Origin of the sequence: Alicyclobacillus hesperidum, assembly GCF_900107035.1 — a bacterium.
GTDB classification, from domain to species: domain Bacteria; phylum Bacillota; class Bacilli; order Alicyclobacillales; family Alicyclobacillaceae; genus Alicyclobacillus; species Alicyclobacillus hesperidum.
Genome location: NZ_FNOJ01000019.1, coordinates 1 through 16,654, shown reverse-complemented (window position 1 = coordinate 16,654; position 16,654 = coordinate 1). Strand labels below are relative to the sequence as shown.

General features: G+C 55.6%; 18 protein-coding genes. 5 read left to right on the top strand and 13 right to left on the bottom strand.

Features of this window, described 5'->3' with window-relative positions:
- Window positions 1-19 precede the first annotated feature (19 nt).
- The 4 genes from BLU70_RS12115 (at window position 20) to BLU70_RS12100 (ending at window position 4,290) form a co-directional block, all read left to right on the top strand.
- Entirely contained in the window at window positions 20-718 is a 699-nt protein-coding gene (locus BLU70_RS12115) for a GntR family transcriptional regulator (RefSeq protein WP_074693629.1), read from the top strand.
- Window positions 719-907: 189 nt separating this feature from the next.
- On the top strand, window positions 908-2,179 hold the full coding sequence (locus BLU70_RS12110; RefSeq protein WP_040288654.1) for an MFS transporter: 1,272 nt from the start codon (window positions 908-910) through the stop codon (window positions 2,177-2,179).
- A gap of 42 nt (window positions 2,180-2,221) precedes the next feature.
- Window positions 2,222-3,076: an HpcH/HpaI aldolase/citrate lyase family protein gene (locus tag BLU70_RS12105; protein WP_074693628.1), complete on the top strand. Its 855-nt coding sequence runs from the start codon at window positions 2,222-2,224 to the stop codon at window positions 3,074-3,076.
- The gene (locus BLU70_RS12100) at window positions 3,073-4,290 is read left to right on the top strand and encodes a CaiB/BaiF CoA transferase family protein (protein ID WP_074693627.1); all 1,218 of its coding nucleotides are present in this window, start codon (window positions 3,073-3,075) and stop codon (window positions 4,288-4,290) included. The genes BLU70_RS12105 and BLU70_RS12100 overlap by 4 nt, the downstream gene beginning before the upstream one ends.
- A 102-nt stretch (window positions 4,291-4,392) precedes the next feature.
- Here BLU70_RS12100 and BLU70_RS14655 read toward each other — a convergent pair whose 3' ends face one another.
- From BLU70_RS14655 to rpmE, 6 genes are all read right to left on the bottom strand, one after another.
- Complete coding sequence (locus BLU70_RS14655) at window positions 4,393-4,557, bottom strand: hypothetical protein (protein ID WP_006445918.1); 165 nt, start codon at window positions 4,555-4,557, stop codon at window positions 4,393-4,395.
- A 207-nt stretch (window positions 4,558-4,764) separates the two neighbouring features.
- Entirely contained in the window at window positions 4,765-5,853 is a 1,089-nt protein-coding gene (locus tag BLU70_RS12090) for an L-threonylcarbamoyladenylate synthase (RefSeq protein WP_074693625.1), read from the bottom strand.
- Between the two features lie 57 nt (window positions 5,854-5,910).
- A complete protein-coding gene (gene spoIIR / locus BLU70_RS12085; protein WP_058094386.1) occupies window positions 5,911-6,603 on the bottom strand; it encodes a stage II sporulation protein R in 693 nt (230 codons plus the stop codon).
- Window positions 6,604-6,718: 115 nt separating this feature from the next.
- On the bottom strand, window positions 6,719-7,633 hold the full coding sequence (gene prmC, locus BLU70_RS12080; RefSeq protein ID WP_074693624.1) for a peptide chain release factor N(5)-glutamine methyltransferase: 915 nt from the start codon (window positions 7,631-7,633) through the stop codon (window positions 6,719-6,721).
- Entirely contained in the window at window positions 7,630-8,700 is a 1,071-nt protein-coding gene (prfA, locus tag BLU70_RS12075; protein ID WP_040288772.1) for a peptide chain release factor 1, read from the bottom strand. The genes prmC and prfA overlap by 4 nt, the downstream gene beginning before the upstream one ends.
- 139 nt (window positions 8,701-8,839) lie before the next feature.
- The gene (gene rpmE / locus BLU70_RS12070; RefSeq protein ID WP_040288660.1) at window positions 8,840-9,049 is read right to left on the bottom strand and encodes a 50S ribosomal protein L31; all 210 of its coding nucleotides are present in this window, start codon (window positions 9,047-9,049) and stop codon (window positions 8,840-8,842) included.
- A gap of 249 nt (window positions 9,050-9,298) precedes the next feature.
- On the opposite strand from rpmE, the gene BLU70_RS12065 reads away from it, so the two are divergent.
- On the top strand, window positions 9,299-9,484 hold the full coding sequence (locus BLU70_RS12065; protein ID WP_074693623.1) for a hypothetical protein: 186 nt from the start codon (window positions 9,299-9,301) through the stop codon (window positions 9,482-9,484).
- A gap of 118 nt (window positions 9,485-9,602) precedes the next feature.
- On the opposite strand, the gene rho is transcribed toward BLU70_RS12065, so the two are convergent.
- From rho to BLU70_RS12030, 7 genes are all read right to left on the bottom strand, one after another.
- Window positions 9,603-10,898, bottom strand: coding sequence for a transcription termination factor Rho (gene rho / locus BLU70_RS12060; RefSeq protein WP_006445925.1), 1,296 nt, complete (start codon window positions 10,896-10,898; stop codon window positions 9,603-9,605).
- A gap of 399 nt (window positions 10,899-11,297) precedes the next feature.
- Window positions 11,298-11,945, bottom strand: coding sequence for a fructose-6-phosphate aldolase (gene fsa / locus BLU70_RS12055; protein ID WP_006445926.1), 648 nt, complete (start codon window positions 11,943-11,945; stop codon window positions 11,298-11,300).
- A 167-nt stretch (window positions 11,946-12,112) separates the two neighbouring features.
- Window positions 12,113-12,475 carry a response regulator gene (locus BLU70_RS12050; RefSeq protein ID WP_006445927.1) on the bottom strand — a complete coding sequence of 121 codons (363 nt, stop codon included), beginning with the start codon at window positions 12,473-12,475 and terminating at the stop codon, window positions 12,113-12,115.
- A gap of 126 nt (window positions 12,476-12,601) precedes the next feature.
- Window positions 12,602-14,218 carry a CTP synthase gene (locus tag BLU70_RS12045; protein ID WP_074693622.1) on the bottom strand — a complete coding sequence of 539 codons (1,617 nt, stop codon included), beginning with the start codon at window positions 14,216-14,218 and terminating at the stop codon, window positions 12,602-12,604.
- 99 nt (window positions 14,219-14,317) lie between these two features.
- Complete coding sequence (rpoE, locus tag BLU70_RS12040; RefSeq protein WP_006445929.1) at window positions 14,318-14,839, bottom strand: DNA-directed RNA polymerase subunit delta; 522 nt, start codon at window positions 14,837-14,839, stop codon at window positions 14,318-14,320.
- A gap of 220 nt (window positions 14,840-15,059) precedes the next feature.
- Entirely contained in the window at window positions 15,060-15,848 is a 789-nt protein-coding gene (locus tag BLU70_RS12035; RefSeq protein WP_006445930.1) for an enoyl-CoA hydratase/isomerase family protein, read from the bottom strand.
- Between the two features lie 20 nt (window positions 15,849-15,868).
- A complete protein-coding gene (locus BLU70_RS12030) occupies window positions 15,869-16,549 on the bottom strand; it encodes a 5-oxoprolinase subunit PxpA (protein ID WP_276326113.1) in 681 nt (226 codons plus the stop codon).
- Window positions 16,550-16,654 lie beyond the last annotated feature (105 nt).

The following is a 16,654-nucleotide window of genomic DNA, read 5'->3' as shown; positions in this document are numbered from 1 at the left end:
GCCAAAAGGGATGAATGCGATGAGTACAATGCGTGATCGCAAACAGACCAACCCCGCTTCGGATGACCCAAATGTCGCACAAACGAAGACCGATGTGGCGGTTCAGCAGATCCGCCACCGTATCCTTACAGGAGTGTACAAGGCAGGGATGCGTTTGCGTCAAAGTGAATTGGTGCAGGATTTGGGTCTCGGCATCACCCCTGTGCGGGAGGCTTTTATGTTGTTAATCAGTGAAGGCCTCCTCATTCGCCGTCCGTATGCTGGTGTCATCGTAGCGCAAATTTCGACAGGCTCCGTCGAAGAAGTGTACGCCATCCGCAAAGTGCTAGAAAGGTATGCCATCGAGCAGGCCTGTGCGGTGTTGACACCAGAGCACTTTACCAGCATCGATCGCTCTATGCAAAATATGCATCATGCCATCACATCGCGAGATCCCCACGCGTATCAAGAAGCCAACCACGCCTTTCACATGGAAATTTACACCGCGGCCGGAAATCCGAGATTGACAGAGTTAATCGAAACACATTGGCGAATGTTTCCGCGCGGTGTTTTCGGCCTCTCTGTCGACCGCATGAAAACCTCCATGGAGGAACATCAGCGCATTGTTGAAGCCTTAGTGCGCCGCGATGCGCTCTTAGCAGGTTCCTACATGGTGACGCACATCGACAACTACGAACGACATGTGATCCAGCTCATGAAAGACAATCGATCCATTTAACTACTCTCCGTACGGAAACTCCACAGATGATATACGATTTGAAACTCAGATATTTAAAAATAGGGTGTTAATTTAGAAAGGAAAGCAGTATGATATATCATCATCAAACCAACTTCTTTTCTTCACCTGGAACGAAAGCGCTTACCTTTCCTGAACCAGGTGAAGGCGATGAGCAAAAGGGGGATCGGCATGAAGCCGAGTAACGTTCGATGGGGCGTTATCACACTGTTATTCTTTGCAACAACCATTAACTATTTGGACCGCACAAACCTTTCTGTGGCACTCCCCAAAATCGCAGCAAATTTGCACTGGGGACCTGCTGCCATGGGCGCCATTTCTTCTGCATTCTTGCTATCCTATGGTCTTTTACAGCTCCCTGTTGGTGCACTCATTGACAAATTAGGGACCAGATTGACTTATATCTGGTCTATCATCCTTTGGAGCTTGGCGTCGATGGCGACTTCCATCGCCAATTCCTTCGGCATTCTCTACCTGTTTCGCTTGATTCTCGGCGTCGGCGAGGCCCCGGCGTTTCCTGCGGCTACGAAAACGGCAGCCGACTGGATCCCTCGCAAACAGCGTGGCATTGCGACCGGATTTTTTACAGCCGGCGTCAACGTCGGCTCCGCAGTCGCACTGCCGCTCGTCGCATGGATTGTCACGGCGTTTGGTTGGCGCACCTCGTTCATCGTCACGGGGTTACTCGGCTTCGTTTGGCTGATTTTCTGGCTGATTTTCTATAAGGATCGCCATCAGAATCCTCGTGTGAACGCCGCAGAACAAGCTTTGATTGACGCCGGTACAGAGAACGAGCTGATTGAAGAACAGAAAGTCCCCTACGCTAAATTGTTTGGGCGAAAATCGACGTGGGGACTGATGCTAGGGTACTTTTGCCAAGTGTATATCATGTACGTATTTATCACTTGGTTGCCCAGTTATTTGGTCACGGCGCGCCACATGAGCCTTTTGAAGACCGGTATCTATGGCATGTTGCCATTCATTTTCGGCGCTGTCTTCGCATTCCTCGGCGGCGTCCTCTCCGATCAGTGGGTTAAAGTAAATCGCAACGGCCGCAAATATGCGATGGTTATCGGCCTGATTTGCGGTGTGGCCGTCATCCCTGCCGTATTCGTCAGTGCATGGCAATGGGCTCTCGTGTTCCTAACGATTGCTGAGTCCGGCATCATGTTTAGCAATGGTGCCGCATGGGGTGCTTGTTCCGAAATTGCCCCGCGCGGCCAAGCAGGTTCTGTCGCATCAATGCAGAACTTTGGCGGGAACGTCGGAGGGTACTTTGCCCCACTCCTAACGGGTATCCTCGTTCAAAACTCAGGCAACTTTGTCAGCGCACTCGTACTCTCTGGCGCCCTGGCCGTCGTTGGAGCCCTCTGTTACTTCATACTTCTGCCATCCTCCAAAACGACGGATGTAATTGCCTCGGAGAGCGGTCTCCATATGTAACTTATGCTTGGCTGCATGCTGCGGAAAGAGGAGGCGGACAGTATGGCGTGTTTACTATTCGTTCCGGCTCACGATGAACGCAAGTTGCAAAAGGCGATGCAACTTCCTTGCTCCGGTGTCATTTTGGACCTCGAGGATTCCGTCCACCCATCGCAGAAGCAAGCTGCACGGCACGCCATGCTCGAGGCGGTGGGGAAACACCGCGTTGCGGGTAAACGACTCTACGTTCGCATCAACGGACTGCACACCTCGTATTGGCAGGATGATGTGTCCAGCGCAATGCGGATTCGTCCGGATGGAATTGTTGTTCCCAAGGCGGAACACACATTGCGGACGCTTGATGAGTACGTGAAAACGTTACAAGCCAATCAGGGTCCTCTAGACTTCCCAATTCATTGGTTACCGCTGCTCGAAACAGCCACAGCCATTATGGATATGGAGGCCATCTTGGCCTCCTCTCCCCTCATTTCAGCAGCGGCCATCGGTATGGCAGATCTGGCGCTCGATCTCGGAACCTCATGGGAAGATCTCAGTCTTGCGCCCAGCCCACTGCTCGTGAGTGCACGTGAAAAACTTGCCTTGGTCTCGAGGAAGTTGCATCTCTCCCCGCCTTGGGATTCGGTATTTATGAAGCTGGACGATCCGGAGGCGCTGCGCAAGGACACGCAGATTGGCAAACGACTAGGTTTTCAAGGTAAACATGTGATTCATCCGTCCCAAATTGAAGTTGTGAACGACGTCTATCGGATTTCAGAGGCCGAATATACGAAGGCCAAGGATATACTCGCTGCCATGGAAGACAACGGCGCCTTACAAATGGACGGTCAATTGGTCGATGAGCCAGTTCTTCAGCGAGCACGGCAAATTGTTGCACGGTATGAGGAGATGCACGCATGAAGGCTTTACTCGATGGTATACGCGTCCTAGACATGTCGACGATGATAGCCGCCCCGACGACTGCGTCTTTATTGGCGGACTACGGGGCGGAGGTCGTGAAGGTCGAGCAGCCTGGCCGTGGTGACTTTGTTCGTACATTTGGCGCCCAGAAGCAAGGGCACGGACTCTACTGGAAGACGTTAAGCCGCAATAAACGCAGCGTGGCGCTCGACCTTCACTTGCCAGGTGTACAACAGCTCATCAAGCGCTGGATCACGTCATTCGACGTCGTGATCGAAAACTTCCGCCCGGGTACACTTGAGAAATGGAACCTAGGCCCGGACACACTGCTGGACATTCATCCTGGCCTTGTCATCTTGCGCGTGACCGCCTATGGACAACAAGGCCCCTATCGAGACAGGCCAGGCTTCGGAACCTTAGCTGAGGCCATGACGGGTGTGGCCGCCGTTACCGGATATGATGACCGGCCACCACTGTTGCCCGCGTTCCCGCTCGCCGATGTCGTCGCTGGCTACTTGGGTTCGGCTGCTGTACTCGCCGCATTGTACAAGCGCCAGCAAACAGGCGAAGGAGAGATTATCGATCTCGCGATTTATGAGGCCTTGATGAAAGTCATCGAACTTCAGATTTTGGAGTTTGACCAAAACGGGACATTGCACAAGCGCAAGGGGAATCAGTTGCAAGATACCGCCCCGCGCGGCGCCTATCTCTGCTCGGACGGCCGCTGGATGGCACTTTCCGGTAGTACACAACCGGTTGCAGAACGCGTGTTGCGAGCGATTGGCGGCGAGACTCTCGTCCGCGACCCGCGTTTTCGCACAAACTTGGACCGTGTGCAACATGCAGATGAACTCGATGCCCTTATTGAAGCCTGGTGCAAAGAGCGGACGCGGGATGAAGCGATTGAAGAACTGTCAAACATGGGATGTGCAGTGGGCCCGCTTGAAACGGTGGACAGCATGCTGAAAAACCCACAAATCCAAGCTCGGGAATCGGTAGTCACTGTACATGATCCAGATATTGGACCGATGCGCATGACGGGCGTTTTCCCAAAATTCTCGCGGTCAAAGCCAACCATCCATTGGACAGGGCCGTCCGTCGTGGGCCAAGATACTTTTGCTGTCTTGGCTCGTGACTTGGGTCTGTCCCCCACACAAATCCAAGCCTTGAATGAAACCGGGGACCTATCAAACACAAAAACCCAGTGCGATTAACAACTCGCACTGGGTTTTACACTTTCTTTTGAAACACATCAACACATCCAGACAATCTATATCAATGCAAACCGAATGATGAAGGCCGTATAACTGAACTGGTTAAGCTGATGTGCGCTGACCTTTTGCCGCCGCTTGCGCCAACAACGCTTCAGCTTCCTCGGAATCCTTATGCACCATCTTGTCGACGAGTTTGTTTCCAATCAACAAGGCTGTGCCCACAACCACAATCAACGCAACAGTGATGACCGTCAAAACGATCTGCATGCTTCTCATCCCCCGTTTGCATCTTTCCTGCTTTGCAAGGCCATTATATCGGCTGTTCTTGCACGAGTCAGGCGATGAAAACGGATTCAATCCACTTGTCGCACTTTGTTCGAATCGGCGCCGAAGTTTCGCCACACATATGGATGTCATTTACTCAAACCCCTGGAACAACCAATTCGTACAGGCACCGGACGCGCGAAGGGGGGCTCACTCGACTCTCCGCACGCGGCCCGATGCAGCTTTCTGCAACCGATTCATGACGGCTGTGCTGATGCCATGCGCGGGATCGACCCCATATACCAAAATATCCGTTGCCCCGACCTGATCGAACCTGCGCAACAAATCGTAAAGTGCATGCGCCAAGTTTGTAGCATAGTCGTCTGCGGGAAGCGCGGCCATGCGCACTGGCGGCAGGTGCCATTCAAAGCGGCTGACGAAGTCCTGTGGCGCGATGAGCGCCGGAATCGTCGTTGCCGCATCCGCCCCATCGCCTTCCCCCTCGAGAAATGCCCGCATGGCAGACGCGATTGCCGCCTCCTCACCCCACCATACATGAACCCGCGCATTGGGCGCATAATGGCGATACTTCATGCCAGGCGAAAGCGGGGCGGCATCGAGATCAAACACGTCGGCCGCAAACAGAACGGGACGCTGTATGGTTTTGGCGATCATCTCTTGCGTGATGCCCCCTGGGCGCAGTATGCGTGCGCAGTCTGGCTCAAGCAATAACACGGTAGACTCGACACCGATGGCACTCGGCCCGGCATCGATGAGCCAATCGATGGCATCCTCCAAATCTGCGGCCACTGCGTCGGCTACAGTCGGACTGGGACGGCCGGAGATGTTGGCGCTGGGCGCGGCAACGGGGACGCCGGCCTCGGCGATGAGCGCGCGCGCAACCGGGTGATTGGGCATGCGCACGCCAACGAGCTCTTGTCCGGGTCGCACCGCTGGCGCAATCTGCGGCCCCGCCGGCAGGAGCAAGGTCAAGGGTCCAGGCCAAAAAGTCTGCATCAACTTGCGTTCGTCCGGAGACAGATGATAGCCAACTGGTAAACAAGCTTCGAGTTGGTCTCCGTTCGCAATGTGGACAATCAGCGGGTTGTCGACGGGCCTTTGTTTGGCCGCAAAAATACGGCGCACCGCCGTGTCGTCAAACGCGTTGGCGCCAAGGCCGTACACCGTCTCCGTCGGAAATGCAACCAAGCCACCTGTCCGCAAGCTCGCCGCCGCTGCCGCTACGCGTCGACGCAGTTGAGCGACGTCGCGCAAATCGTCGATTGCACACCTGTTCATGGCCAACCTCCTCTGCCCTTCAAAATCTGTCATACGCGATGAGCCGTTGATGATCTCTTAGTGAAACATGTGGGTCAATGCATGGTAGATTTCTTCACCGTGATCGACCGTCCACAACCGCACCTGTACAGGTTGCTTTTTGCCCGAAGCCGTCGGCACATCAATGGTCTCCAGCGGCGGCAAGTCCGGGAACGATCCGGTATTGGGAACGGCATCCCCCTCGGTGATATCGACGAAACAAAGCGGTGGATAGAGCACACACCACCAGTTGGCCCCCTGCCCTTTGCCAATGATGATCCGCAAGGCGTCATAATTGCCGGCAGGGTACACGTCGTTGCCGTAGATTTTGGTTGGAAACGGCACCTCACCAACATTCGCCGAGATGGGCTCGTAAACGCCATGCTGGTGCTCCACCGCAACGGCAGTCGCGCGAATCTGATCCAAATGCGCCTCGACGATTTGCTTCGCCTCGGCGGCCGATGTCGCATGCTGCACGAGCTGGCCGACTTCTTCCACGACTGCGTTGCGAATCTCCAGCTTCAATGTCTGGTCTGCTGCACTGTCGCTGTTTGCGATGATGCGCAAGCGCAACGCGTCCTGCGGAATCGTCGTGGCATGCGGCGTCGCGATGCCATGCAACAGGTTGTCGCTTGCCTCGCTGCCTGCTGTATGTGCCATCACCGTCCGCCCTGCTCCGATACACAACGCCGCCGCCATCAAGAACCCAACCCAGCGCTTCGCGACTCCCATCTGCCATCCCTCCTGCATTCTCTAGCAGTCAGTATGGTCAGAGGCTAGCGAAGTTAAACAGGCTGGTAGAAAAAATGCTAGATTCGCCGAAGGCTGTGAGGCCCCGTTCCCTGCCTTAGGTCGCGTGGCGAACAATCTTCACCACGCGTTCGATCCCGCGGAGATCGCGAGTCACTTCGATGGCAAAGCCATCTGCCCGCCAATGCGCAAAGAGATCTGCGACCTCGGGCGCTTGTCCGCAGCCGACTTCAAGGAACAATCCTGCCTTGCCGGTAGCGAACACGCTTTGTGGCAAGGCGGCAAACTGCCTGTAGAATATCAGCCCATCTGCGCCGCCATCGAGCGCGAGGCGCGGTTCATATGCGGACACGGACGGCTCCAGGCCAGCGATGTCGGCACTCGGTATGTACGGCGGATTCGAGACGATGGCGTGCCATCGACGCCCTGTTGCAGCCTGTGCAATCAACCATTCTAGCCCATCAGCCAACACCCACTCGACGTCGGCCCCTAGGCGTTCCCCATTTTCTCTCGCGATGGCAAGCGCGTCTGCGGCGCGATCGACCCCAGTCACGCGCGCCTGCGGGCACGCAAGCTGCATGGAGATGGCGATGCAACCAGAGCCCGTTCCGATGTCCGTAACCTGCGCGCCCACGGGCAACGCGCGTAAAAAGCACACGGCAGCGTCCACCAAGATTTCGGTATCCGGGCGCGGGATGAGGCACCCCGGACGGACGGCGAAGGTGTGGCCGTAAAAGTCGGCACGGCCAAGGATATAGGCGATGGGCTCGCCGAAGGCCCTACGTGCCGCCATCTCGGCCACCAACCGGGCAAGCTTAGGATCGACATCTTCCTGTAGCGATTGAAGCAGTTGTAGACGCGTCCAACCTGCAACACTGCGCAGGATTTGCTCCGCCTCATTCTGCGCCTGGTGGACACGCTCGTCAGGGGCGAGATCGACATAGGCGGATGACCTGGACAACTGCTCCGCCAGCCTGCGCAACAACGCCGCGACGTGCACGGACTTCGTCATGCCTCTTCCGCCTGCAACATGGCGGCCCGATCCGCGACGATGAGCCCTTGAATGATTTCGTCCAAGTCGCCGTCGAGGACGGCCTCCAATCTGTGCAGCGTCAGGCCAATCCGGTGATCCGTGACACGACTTTGCGGGAAGTTATACGTGCGGATGCGTTCACTGCGGTCCCCTGTCCCGACCTGGCTCCGGCGCGCCGCCGCCTGTTCCTCCTGCTGCTCGCGCATCGCCTTTTCGTACAGCCGGGCGCGCAGGACGCGCATCGCCTTCTCGCGGTTTTTCAACTGCGATTTCTCATCTTGGCACGAGACGACGATGCCCGTAGGCAAGTGCGTGATCCGCACGGCCGATTGCGTCGTGTTCACGCTTTGGCCACCGGGCCCCGTGGAGCAAAACGTGTCGATGCGAATGTCTTTCTCCTGGACGTCGATCTCGACCTCTTCCACCTCGGGCAAGACAGCGACCGTCGCCGTCGACGTGTGGATGCGACCGCCCGACTCCGTAACGGGAACCCGTTGCACGCGATGCGTCCCGCTCTCAAACTTCAATTTGGAAAACGCGCCCTTGCCATGGATGGCCATCGTCACTTCGCGAAAGCCGCCCATGTCGGTGTAGTTGGCGTCGATGACTTCCACCTTCCAGCCATTTGCTTCCGCATAACGTTGGTACATGCGCAACAATGTGCCGGCGAACAAAGCTGCCTCTTCGCCGCCAGCCGCCGCCCGAATTTCTAGAAACACGTCCTTATCGTCATTTGGGTCTTTCGGCAAAAGCAAGATTTGCAGTTGTTCCTCGAGCCTCGCCCGCTCGGCCTGCAATTCGTCGAGTTCTGCACGCACAAATTCGCGCATCTCCTCGTCCAGCTTCTCCTGCAGCATCGCCTTCGCCTCTTCGATCGCGCCGCCAACCTGCTTCCACTGGCGATACGCCGCAACAGTCTCCGCTAAATCCGCCTGTTCCTTCGCGTATGTGCGCAGCTCGGCGGGGTTGTTCATCACCTCAGGGCGACAGAGCAAATCGCTCAGGTGCTCATAGCGCTCCTCCATGCTTGCCAAACGTTCGAACATCGCCATCACCTCCCGCCTCATGCCTCATCGAAATAACGAAAATGCGTGCACGACAAAAAAGCCAAAGTCAACTCCGCCAAACGCCGCGCCGTCGCCGGGCGGCCATGGAGCCAACCATGGCTTTTTCGCTGCACGCTCATTACCGCTGTGTTTGCAAACCGTACTTCTTGTTGAACTTGTCCACACGGCCGCCCGCGTCGATCAACTTCTGCTTGCCCGTGAAAAACGGATGGCACTTCGAGCAAATTTCTACGCGAATCGCCTCTTTGGTCGAACCCGTTTCAAACGTTTCGCCGCAAGCACACGTCACGGTGACTGTATGGTAGGACGGATGAATACCCGTTTTCATATTTGTTCACCCCTATCTCGTTAAAACACACTGCAATGAATTATAACAAAGATGCAGTGATATGTCACGCAATATGGCCATCTGCCTTTTGGAATATACATGCACGCCATTTTACAGTTGGCGATCACGCATATAACTTTGGAGAACTTTTTCGATATGAATCAAATGTTTTCTGCCCGTTATGGAGACAAACTCGGATGCCCAGTATCCTGAACTCGCAGCACAACACAATGCAAAGGATGGATGCAGATGAAGAACAAATTCGTGATTTCCTGTCTGGGCGTCATAGGTTCATTGTTTGTCATGGCAAGCCCGGCGTACGCCGCGGTTGCCAGCCACAATGCACCTGGCACCGTAACCGCTGCAACCACAACGTCTACAGCCATCCCGTCATTTGGCTTCCTGCCTGATTGGCCGGATGACGATTGGGAGTAAGCCGTGTATGACACCCGCCAGAATTGCCCACGGGCCTGCCCGCCTGTGGGCTTTTTTGCGACGTACGTTCGACCGTACTGATCACTTAACGGGATATCATCGGGACAAACAGGCGAAATCAGCTTTGCGCTCCGACCGGTGGATTTGCTGACGTAGCGGGCTTGCGCTCCGCAGGACGGTTGAGAGATAAGCTATCAAGAAACTCTTTGTTCGTCTTGTAATGCTTAAACTTGCGCAAAAACATCTCTGTAAAGTCCTGGTTGTCACCCATCGACTTACGAATTGCCCAAACCTTCTCCAACTCATCTTTCGGCATCAAAGCCTCCTCGCGGCGCGTGCCCGAGCGGCGGATATCGAGCGACGGGAAGACACGTTTTTCAGCCAACTTCCGGTCAAGATGCAATTCCATATTGCCGGTACCTTTAAATTCCTCGTAAATGACGTCGTCCATGCGCGATCCGGTATCGATCAAGGCGGTCGCCAGAATGGTCAGGCTGCCACCCTCCTCGACATTGCGGGCTGCACCGAAGAATCGCTTCGGCCTGTGAAATGCAGCGGGATCAATACCACCAGAAAGCGTGCGTCCAGACGGAGGCACGACAAGGTTATATGCGCGCGCAAGCCTAGTCAAGCTGTCGAGGAGGATAACCACATTTTGCTTGTGCTCAACGAGGCGAAGGGCTCGTTCAAGTACCAGTTCGGAGACCTTAATGTGATTTTCAGGAAGTTCGTCAAACGTGGACGCCACAACTTCACCTTTCACGGACCTTTGCATGTCTGTGACTTCTTCCGGGCGTTCATCAATCAAAAGGACAAACAAATGCGCTTCTGGGTAGTTGGCCGCGATACTATTTGCAATCTCCTTGAGAAGTACCGTCTTGCCCGCCTTTGGCGGCGCCACGATAAGTCCGCGCTGCCCGAATCCAATAGGCGCAAACAAGTCAATCACGCGCGTCGCAAGTTTTTCGGGAGTTGTCTCCATGATGATGCGCTCACTTGGGAAGAGTGGCGTGAGTGCCGGGAAGTGCAGGCGTTCGGCAGCGGCTTCCGGACTATAGCCGTTGACAGCTTCGACGTGAAGCAGGCCAAAATATCGTTCATTCTCCTTGGGCGGGCGAACCTTGCCACTGACGAGGTCACCGGTGCGCAGGTCAAAACGGCGAATTTGCGACGCCGCCACATAGATGTCTTCCTGACTCGGAAGGTATCCAACTGGCCGCAAAAAGCCGTAACCATCCGGCATGATTTCGAGGACGCCAGCCGCAAACATCAGGCCGTCGCGCTCCGCTTGCGCCTTAAGAATGGCAAAAATGAGTTCTTTTTTCTTCATGGTCCCGTAATACGGGATTTGAAACTCTTTCGCATACTTGTATAACTCCGTCAGCTTTTTCTCTTCGAGTTCACGAATATCCAAAATCGTCCCTCACATTCTTTTTACGCTGTCTCATATCAACCTCGATCTACATTTGCACATCTATATCAAACAAACCGACTGCCCTGTTAACAGCCGTTTGTATGCAAGCGTTTGTATCCATGTACTTCTGGGGACCGGATTGGCTTTTCGCATGTTTGAGGCGTTCTAGCTACACTCTTTCATTGTCCGATTCAGCACATCAGGAAACGAGATGAGAGAGGTGTACGTGTGCGCCAATGATGAGGTGCACGGAAGATGAAGCGTATCCCCCCACGGAATCGAATGATTCTGCGGCTATATGTAGTATAAACAGCTGCGGGCCGTTTCACAAGCGGTGGACGTGTATCGTCGCGAAGAGTACACAAAATCGGGCACCGGCGAACCCGGTGCCCATCGGCTTTACTTCTTTTGAAGTTTGCTCCAGTCTGCCAGGAAGCGTTCGATACCGCGATCCGTCAATGGGTGCTTGACCATTTGGTCGTACACAGCAAATGGAATCGTCGCGATATGAGCGCCTGCTTTTGCAGCCTGCGTGACGTGCATCGGATGGCGTACGCTTGCGGCAATAATTTCAGTCTCAATGCCGTGAATATCGAAAATCTGAGCGATGTCCGCAATCAACTCGACGCCGTCGACACTGATATCGTCCAAACGGCCAATGAACGGGCTGACAAATGCCGCACCTGCACGTGCTGCCATCAGCGCTTGGTTCGCGCTGAAAATCAAGGTGACGTTGGTGCGAATGCCGCGTTGAGCCAATTGATGCACGGCCTTCAAGCCCTCGACCGTCATCGGCACCTTGATGACAATGTTTTTATGAATCTCCGCGAGTGGGAGCGCTTCTTCCACCATGCCCTTCGCATCGAGGCTGACAACCTCTGCGCTGATGGGCCCGTCGACGATCTCGACGATTTCCTTCAACACTTGAACGAAATCGCGACCCTCTTTCGCCACGAGGCTCGGGTTGGTCGTGACGCCGCTCAAAATCCCCATCTCCGCCGCGCGACGGATCTCGTCGACATTCGCGGTGTCAATGAAAAACTTCATTGCTCCTCATCCTCTCCTAGACTGTTTATGGAGCCGCCCGCAGGGTTCTGCGGCCGCCCGCCTCATGCGAGATGAACCGCCGGACGACTTCTTTACGGATATATCATACCATGTTCACGCGGGATCATCTCTCCGAAGCAGCCTTGTCCATTGTAAAACTCGCCTCGCTAACTGTCCAATTGCGATCGAACAGCGCGGCGCAATTCATCAATGTCAAATGGCTTCGTAAAATGCGCGACAGCGCCCATTTCCATCGCTTCATGAATCAAATCCAATTCGCCGTACGCCGTCATCATGATGACCTTGGAGTCCAGCTCGAGTTTCCGGATGTTGCGCAAAATCTCGAGCCCATCCATGCCGGGAATCTTCATGTCCAGCAGGATCAGGTCAGGCTTCTCTTGCTCCGCGATTTGCAGCGCAGTTACCCCGTTTGGCGCCTGGAAAATTTCATATCCTTCCCGCTGCAACACTTCTTGAAGAAGGACTCGGATGCCAAACTGGTCGTCGACAACCAGTACCTTGTACGCCATGCAAACACCCTCTTCGTTAGCTCAACTCGTCATGAGTATTGTTCGGCACACCTGAAAAGAACTCCTGTCAAGCCTGTTCTGGCGAAACCAGATCAAGGGTTGACCGTCGTCCTGCGGCCGTCTGCGTTAAGGGCGCTGCTGATCGTTTTGGTACCGGAGGCTCGCCGTCACAAATTCGCGGAACAATGGCTGCGCGCGATTGGGCCGCGACTTAAATTCCGGGTGGAACTGCACGCCGACAAACCAGCGATGTTCCGGGATTTCAACAATCTCGACCAGCCGGCCGTCCGGCGACGTACCCGTGACGCGCAGGCCGTGTGATTCTAACGTCTCCCGGAAGTCGTTGTTGAATTCGTACCGATGGCGATGGCGCTCGGAGGCCCATTCGGATTGGTACGCCGCACGCGCATTCGAATGGTCCAACACGCGGCACGGATAGGCCCCAAGACGCATCGTGCCCCCTTTATCTTCAACTTCCTTCTGCTCAGGAAGCAGATCGATCACCGGGTATGGCGTCGTCGGATCGATCTCGCTGGTATGCGCCCCCGCCATATTGGCGACATGCCGGGCGTACTCGATCACGGCGATCTGCATGCCAAGGCAAATGCCAAAGTACGGGATATTGTGTTCGCGCGCGTAGCGGCACGCGATAATTTTGCCCTCGATTCCGCGATCGCCAAAGCCTCCTGGAACGAGAATGCCGCCCACGCCGGACAATAGCTCGTCCACATTCTCCGCCGTGACGTCTTCCGAGTTGACCCAGCGAATTTGCACGCTTGCGTCGTTTTCAAAGCCGCCGTGTTGCAACGCGGCAACAACACTGGCATATGCGTCAGGGAGAGCGACATACTTGCCCACAATCGCGACCTCGACCTTTTGATGCAGCCGCTTGATGCGCTCAACCATCTGCTCCCATTCGCGCATGTCGGCTGGCGGCGCGACGATGCCGAAGTGGCGCAGGACGATATCATCGAGTCCCTCATCCCGCAGCCAAAGCGGAACTTCGTACAGCACGTCAGCATCCCGCGCCTCGATCACACTGTCTTCGTCTGTATCGCAAAACAGGGCAATTTTGCGTTTGACGTCCTGGCTCAGCGGCACTTCCGTGCGGCAGACGATGATATTGGGGCTGATGCCGATACTGCGCAGTGACGCCACGCTATGTTGCGTCGGCTTGGTCTTGACTTCGCTCGCCATGCGTAGATATGGAATGAGCGTAACATGAATATACAGCACGTTATTGCGCCCAACTTCGCCCTTCATCTCGCGAATGGCTTCAAGAAACGGCTGACTTTCAATATCGCCGACAGTGCCGCCGATCTCGGTGATGACGATGTCGGTGTCAGGCTTCGCTGCCTGCATGACGCGTTCCTTGATCTCGTTGGTGACGTGCGGGATCACCTGCACCGTGCCGCCCAGATAATCGCCGCGGCGCTCCTTCTGAATCACCGACCAATAAATGCGGCCGCTCGTGACATTGTTGGCTTGGCTCAAATCGTTATCGATAAACCGTTCGTAGTGGCCAAGGTCCAAATCCGTCTCAGCGCCGTCATCGGTGACAAACACCTCGCCATGCTGGTAAGGGCTCATCGTGCCCGGGTCGACGTTGATGTATGGATCAAACTTCTGAATCGTGACGTTGAGGCCGCGGTTCTTCAGCAACCGGCCGAGACTGGCGGCGGTGATGCCTTTACCTAACCCGGAAACCACGCCACCGGTCACGAAAATATACTTTGCACTCATCACACCCGTCCTCCTCAAGTTGGTCCCATGGCCTACAGGCACACAAAAACAGCGTTCCGGATGCATCCAGAACGCATAGCGAAGAAGCGAGGGAGGACGTCAGTCCTCCTCTTCCTCCTCGTCATCCTCATCCTCGTCGAACAGCGGTGATTCTTCATAGTCTTCATCTTCTGCCAGTACTTCTTCCTCGTCTTCGTCGACTGTTTCGTCGAACCCAACTTCCTCGTCAACCGGCATCTCTTCGTACTCGCTCTCTTCATCGAGCACGCTATCTTCAAATTCTTCTTCGTCTTCGTCCTCGTCACCGAAAGCGTCGCCCGTCTTGCGGATGAACTTCTTGCCGCCGAGGCGTTCTGCCGTTCTGTCAGTCGGATACCAGCGGTTAAGCCCCCAAATGTTCTGACCGATGCAGACAAACCGCCCATCGATGTTGATCTCCGTAAAGACTCGCGCGATGACCTCTTTGACTTCATCGTCCGACATGTGGCGCAAGTCCTGAATTTCCTTCATGATTTCACGAAAATAGATTGGCTCCTTGCGGGCCTTGAGAATCTCGTACACGAGTTCGACCAAAGGCATTTGCTGAATCTCGTGATCCGGCCGCGCCAACGCAATTGCCATGTTACGACCTTCCCTTCTCACCGGGCTGCTACACCAACCACGCCTACCCATCACAAATACATGGATTATAGCACAGCCAATGTGGTGACGCTATGTGTTTAGACCACCAAATCGGCCTCTGAAATCGGTTCACCCGTCAGTTTCTGCAACCATTTTACCCAACTATAGGTACATCCACACAATGGCCTGGCCTGTACAAAGCTACGCGACAGACAACTGCTCACATCGGTTTCGATCCGCCGAACTCTGGTTTGCGCTTCTCGCGAAATGCCGCCATGCCTTCGCGGGCATCGGGCGTCGCAAAACACAGGCCAAACTGCGCAGCCTCCAGGGTCTGTGCCCGCTGCGGATCGCTACCTGCACCTAGGTAAGCCAGGCGCTTGATGGCCGCCACCGCCGACGCCGACTGACCTGCAAGTCGCTTCGCCAGTTCCATGCCTGCCATAACGAGTTCTTCTTCCGGCACGACCCGCGACACAAGGCCATAAGTCAGCGCCTCGTCGGCAGTGATGCGCTCCCCGAGCAGCATCATCGGAAGTGCACGGCCGAGTCCAATCGTGCGCGGCAGGCGGAATGTGCCACCAAAGCCGGGATTGATGCCAAGCCCAACCTCAGGCAGCGCAAACTGCGTACCCGTAGCAGCAAATCGGATATCACAGGCAAGCGCCAATTCCAGTCCGCCGCCGAAGGCCCCACCGTGCACCAGTGCGACAACCGGAATAGGCAACTGCTCAAGTGCGGAAAAAATCCGTTGGCCGAGTCGTGCAAACGACTCTGCCTCCGCAGGAGAGAGCCCTTGCATCTCCCCGATGTCCGCCCCCGCGCAAAACATTTTTCCCTCGCCGCGAATGACCAGAGCGCGGACTTCCGAATTGCCGACCAACATCGCGAGGTGTGCGCCAAGCTCCGACAACACGGCCCGGCTCAGGGCATTGCGCGACTGCGGCCGGTTAAGCGTCAAGACGCCGACTTCACTTTCGACACGCCAACTGATAAACGAGGCTTCCATCTCTTCCCCAATCCCTTCGATTAAGCGTTTGTGTATGTCGCTACGCGCACGCCTGCTGCCGCGAGGCGGTCGCGAATGCGTTTGGCAAAGGCTAATGCCCCCGTCCCATCGCCGTGAAGACAAACCGTGTCTGCCCGCACCTCGACCCATTCGCCGGTTCGGGCACGCACTTTCCCGTCACAAATCATGGTTAGTACCTGTTCACAGGCTTCCTCCGGATCTTCAATGAGCGCATCTGGGTGCCGGCGCGGTGTCAGTCGTCCGTCCGCCTCATAACGCCGATCCGCAAAGACTTCGTGGCAGACGGTCAGGCCGGACTCCCCTCCCGCGTTTGCCATGCAACTGGCAAATGGCGCGTACAAGGCGAGCGCCGGATCAAAATCGGCGACCGCCTGCACAATGGCGTGAGCGATCTCCGGATCGACAGCCGCGCGATTGTATAAAGCGCCGTGCGGCTTCAGGTGGTGCAAGGTCGTGCCTGCGGAGCGCAGGAAGCCCGAGAGGGCCCCGATTTGGTAGAGCACATAGACGTACACTTCCTTGGCCGAAAGTCCCATGTCTCGTCGCCCAAAGCCTTGTAAATCAGGGTATCCAGGATGAGCGCCGATGGCGACCCCAGCATCGATGGCGAGGTTGACGCTCGTCCACATGACATGCGGATCTCCTGCATGTAAGCCACAGGCGAGATTCACCGAGGTCACATACGGAAGCGAGCGTTTTGCAGATTTATAAGGCCTTGTAGGACAAGGGGTGTGAAGACATGAAAAAGGACTTCACCCCAACCTTCGAGAAGATTTCAAGTGACC

What these genes read in the sequence shown, in the direction of transcription:
- BLU70_RS12115 (WP_074693629.1), top strand. Translation starts at nt 20, where the DNA reads ATGAGTACAATGCGTGATCGCAAACAGACCAACCCCGCTTCGGATGAC.
- rpmE (WP_040288660.1), bottom strand. Translation starts at nt 9,049, where the DNA reads ATGAAAACGGGTATTCATCCGTCCTACCATACAGTCACCGTGACGTGT.
- fsa (WP_006445926.1), bottom strand. Translation starts at nt 11,945, where the DNA reads ATGAAGTTTTTCATTGACACCGCGAATGTCGACGAGATCCGTCGCGCG.
- BLU70_RS12045 (WP_074693622.1), bottom strand. Translation starts at nt 14,218, where the DNA reads ATGAGTGCAAAGTATATTTTCGTGACCGGTGGCGTGGTTTCCGGGTTA.
- BLU70_RS12105 (WP_074693628.1), top strand. Translation starts at nt 2,222, where the DNA reads ATGGCGTGTTTACTATTCGTTCCGGCTCACGATGAACGCAAGTTGCAA.
- BLU70_RS14655 (WP_006445918.1), bottom strand. Translation starts at nt 4,557, where the DNA reads ATGCAGATCGTTTTGACGGTCATCACTGTTGCGTTGATTGTGGTTGTG.
- BLU70_RS12050 (WP_006445927.1), bottom strand. Translation starts at nt 12,475, where the DNA reads ATGGCGTACAAGGTACTGGTTGTCGACGACCAGTTTGGCATCCGAGTC.
- prfA (WP_040288772.1), bottom strand. Translation starts at nt 8,700, where the DNA reads ATGTTCGAACGTTTGGCAAGCATGGAGGAGCGCTATGAGCACCTGAGC.
- BLU70_RS12065 (WP_074693623.1), top strand. Translation starts at nt 9,299, where the DNA reads ATGAAGAACAAATTCGTGATTTCCTGTCTGGGCGTCATAGGTTCATTG.
- BLU70_RS12035 (WP_006445930.1), bottom strand. Translation starts at nt 15,848, where the DNA reads ATGGAAGCCTCGTTTATCAGTTGGCGTGTCGAAAGTGAAGTCGGCGTC.
- rpoE (WP_006445929.1), bottom strand. Translation starts at nt 14,839, where the DNA reads ATGGCAATTGCGTTGGCGCGGCCGGATCACGAGATTCAGCAAATGCCT.
- BLU70_RS12100 (WP_074693627.1), top strand. Translation starts at nt 3,073, where the DNA reads ATGAAGGCTTTACTCGATGGTATACGCGTCCTAGACATGTCGACGATG.
- BLU70_RS12110 (WP_040288654.1), top strand. Translation starts at nt 908, where the DNA reads ATGAAGCCGAGTAACGTTCGATGGGGCGTTATCACACTGTTATTCTTT.
- prmC (WP_074693624.1), bottom strand. Translation starts at nt 7,633, where the DNA reads ATGACGAAGTCCGTGCACGTCGCGGCGTTGTTGCGCAGGCTGGCGGAG.
- BLU70_RS12090 (WP_074693625.1), bottom strand. Translation starts at nt 5,853, where the DNA reads ATGAACAGGTGTGCAATCGACGATTTGCGCGACGTCGCTCAACTGCGT.
- spoIIR (WP_058094386.1), bottom strand. Translation starts at nt 6,603, where the DNA reads ATGGGAGTCGCGAAGCGCTGGGTTGGGTTCTTGATGGCGGCGGCGTTG.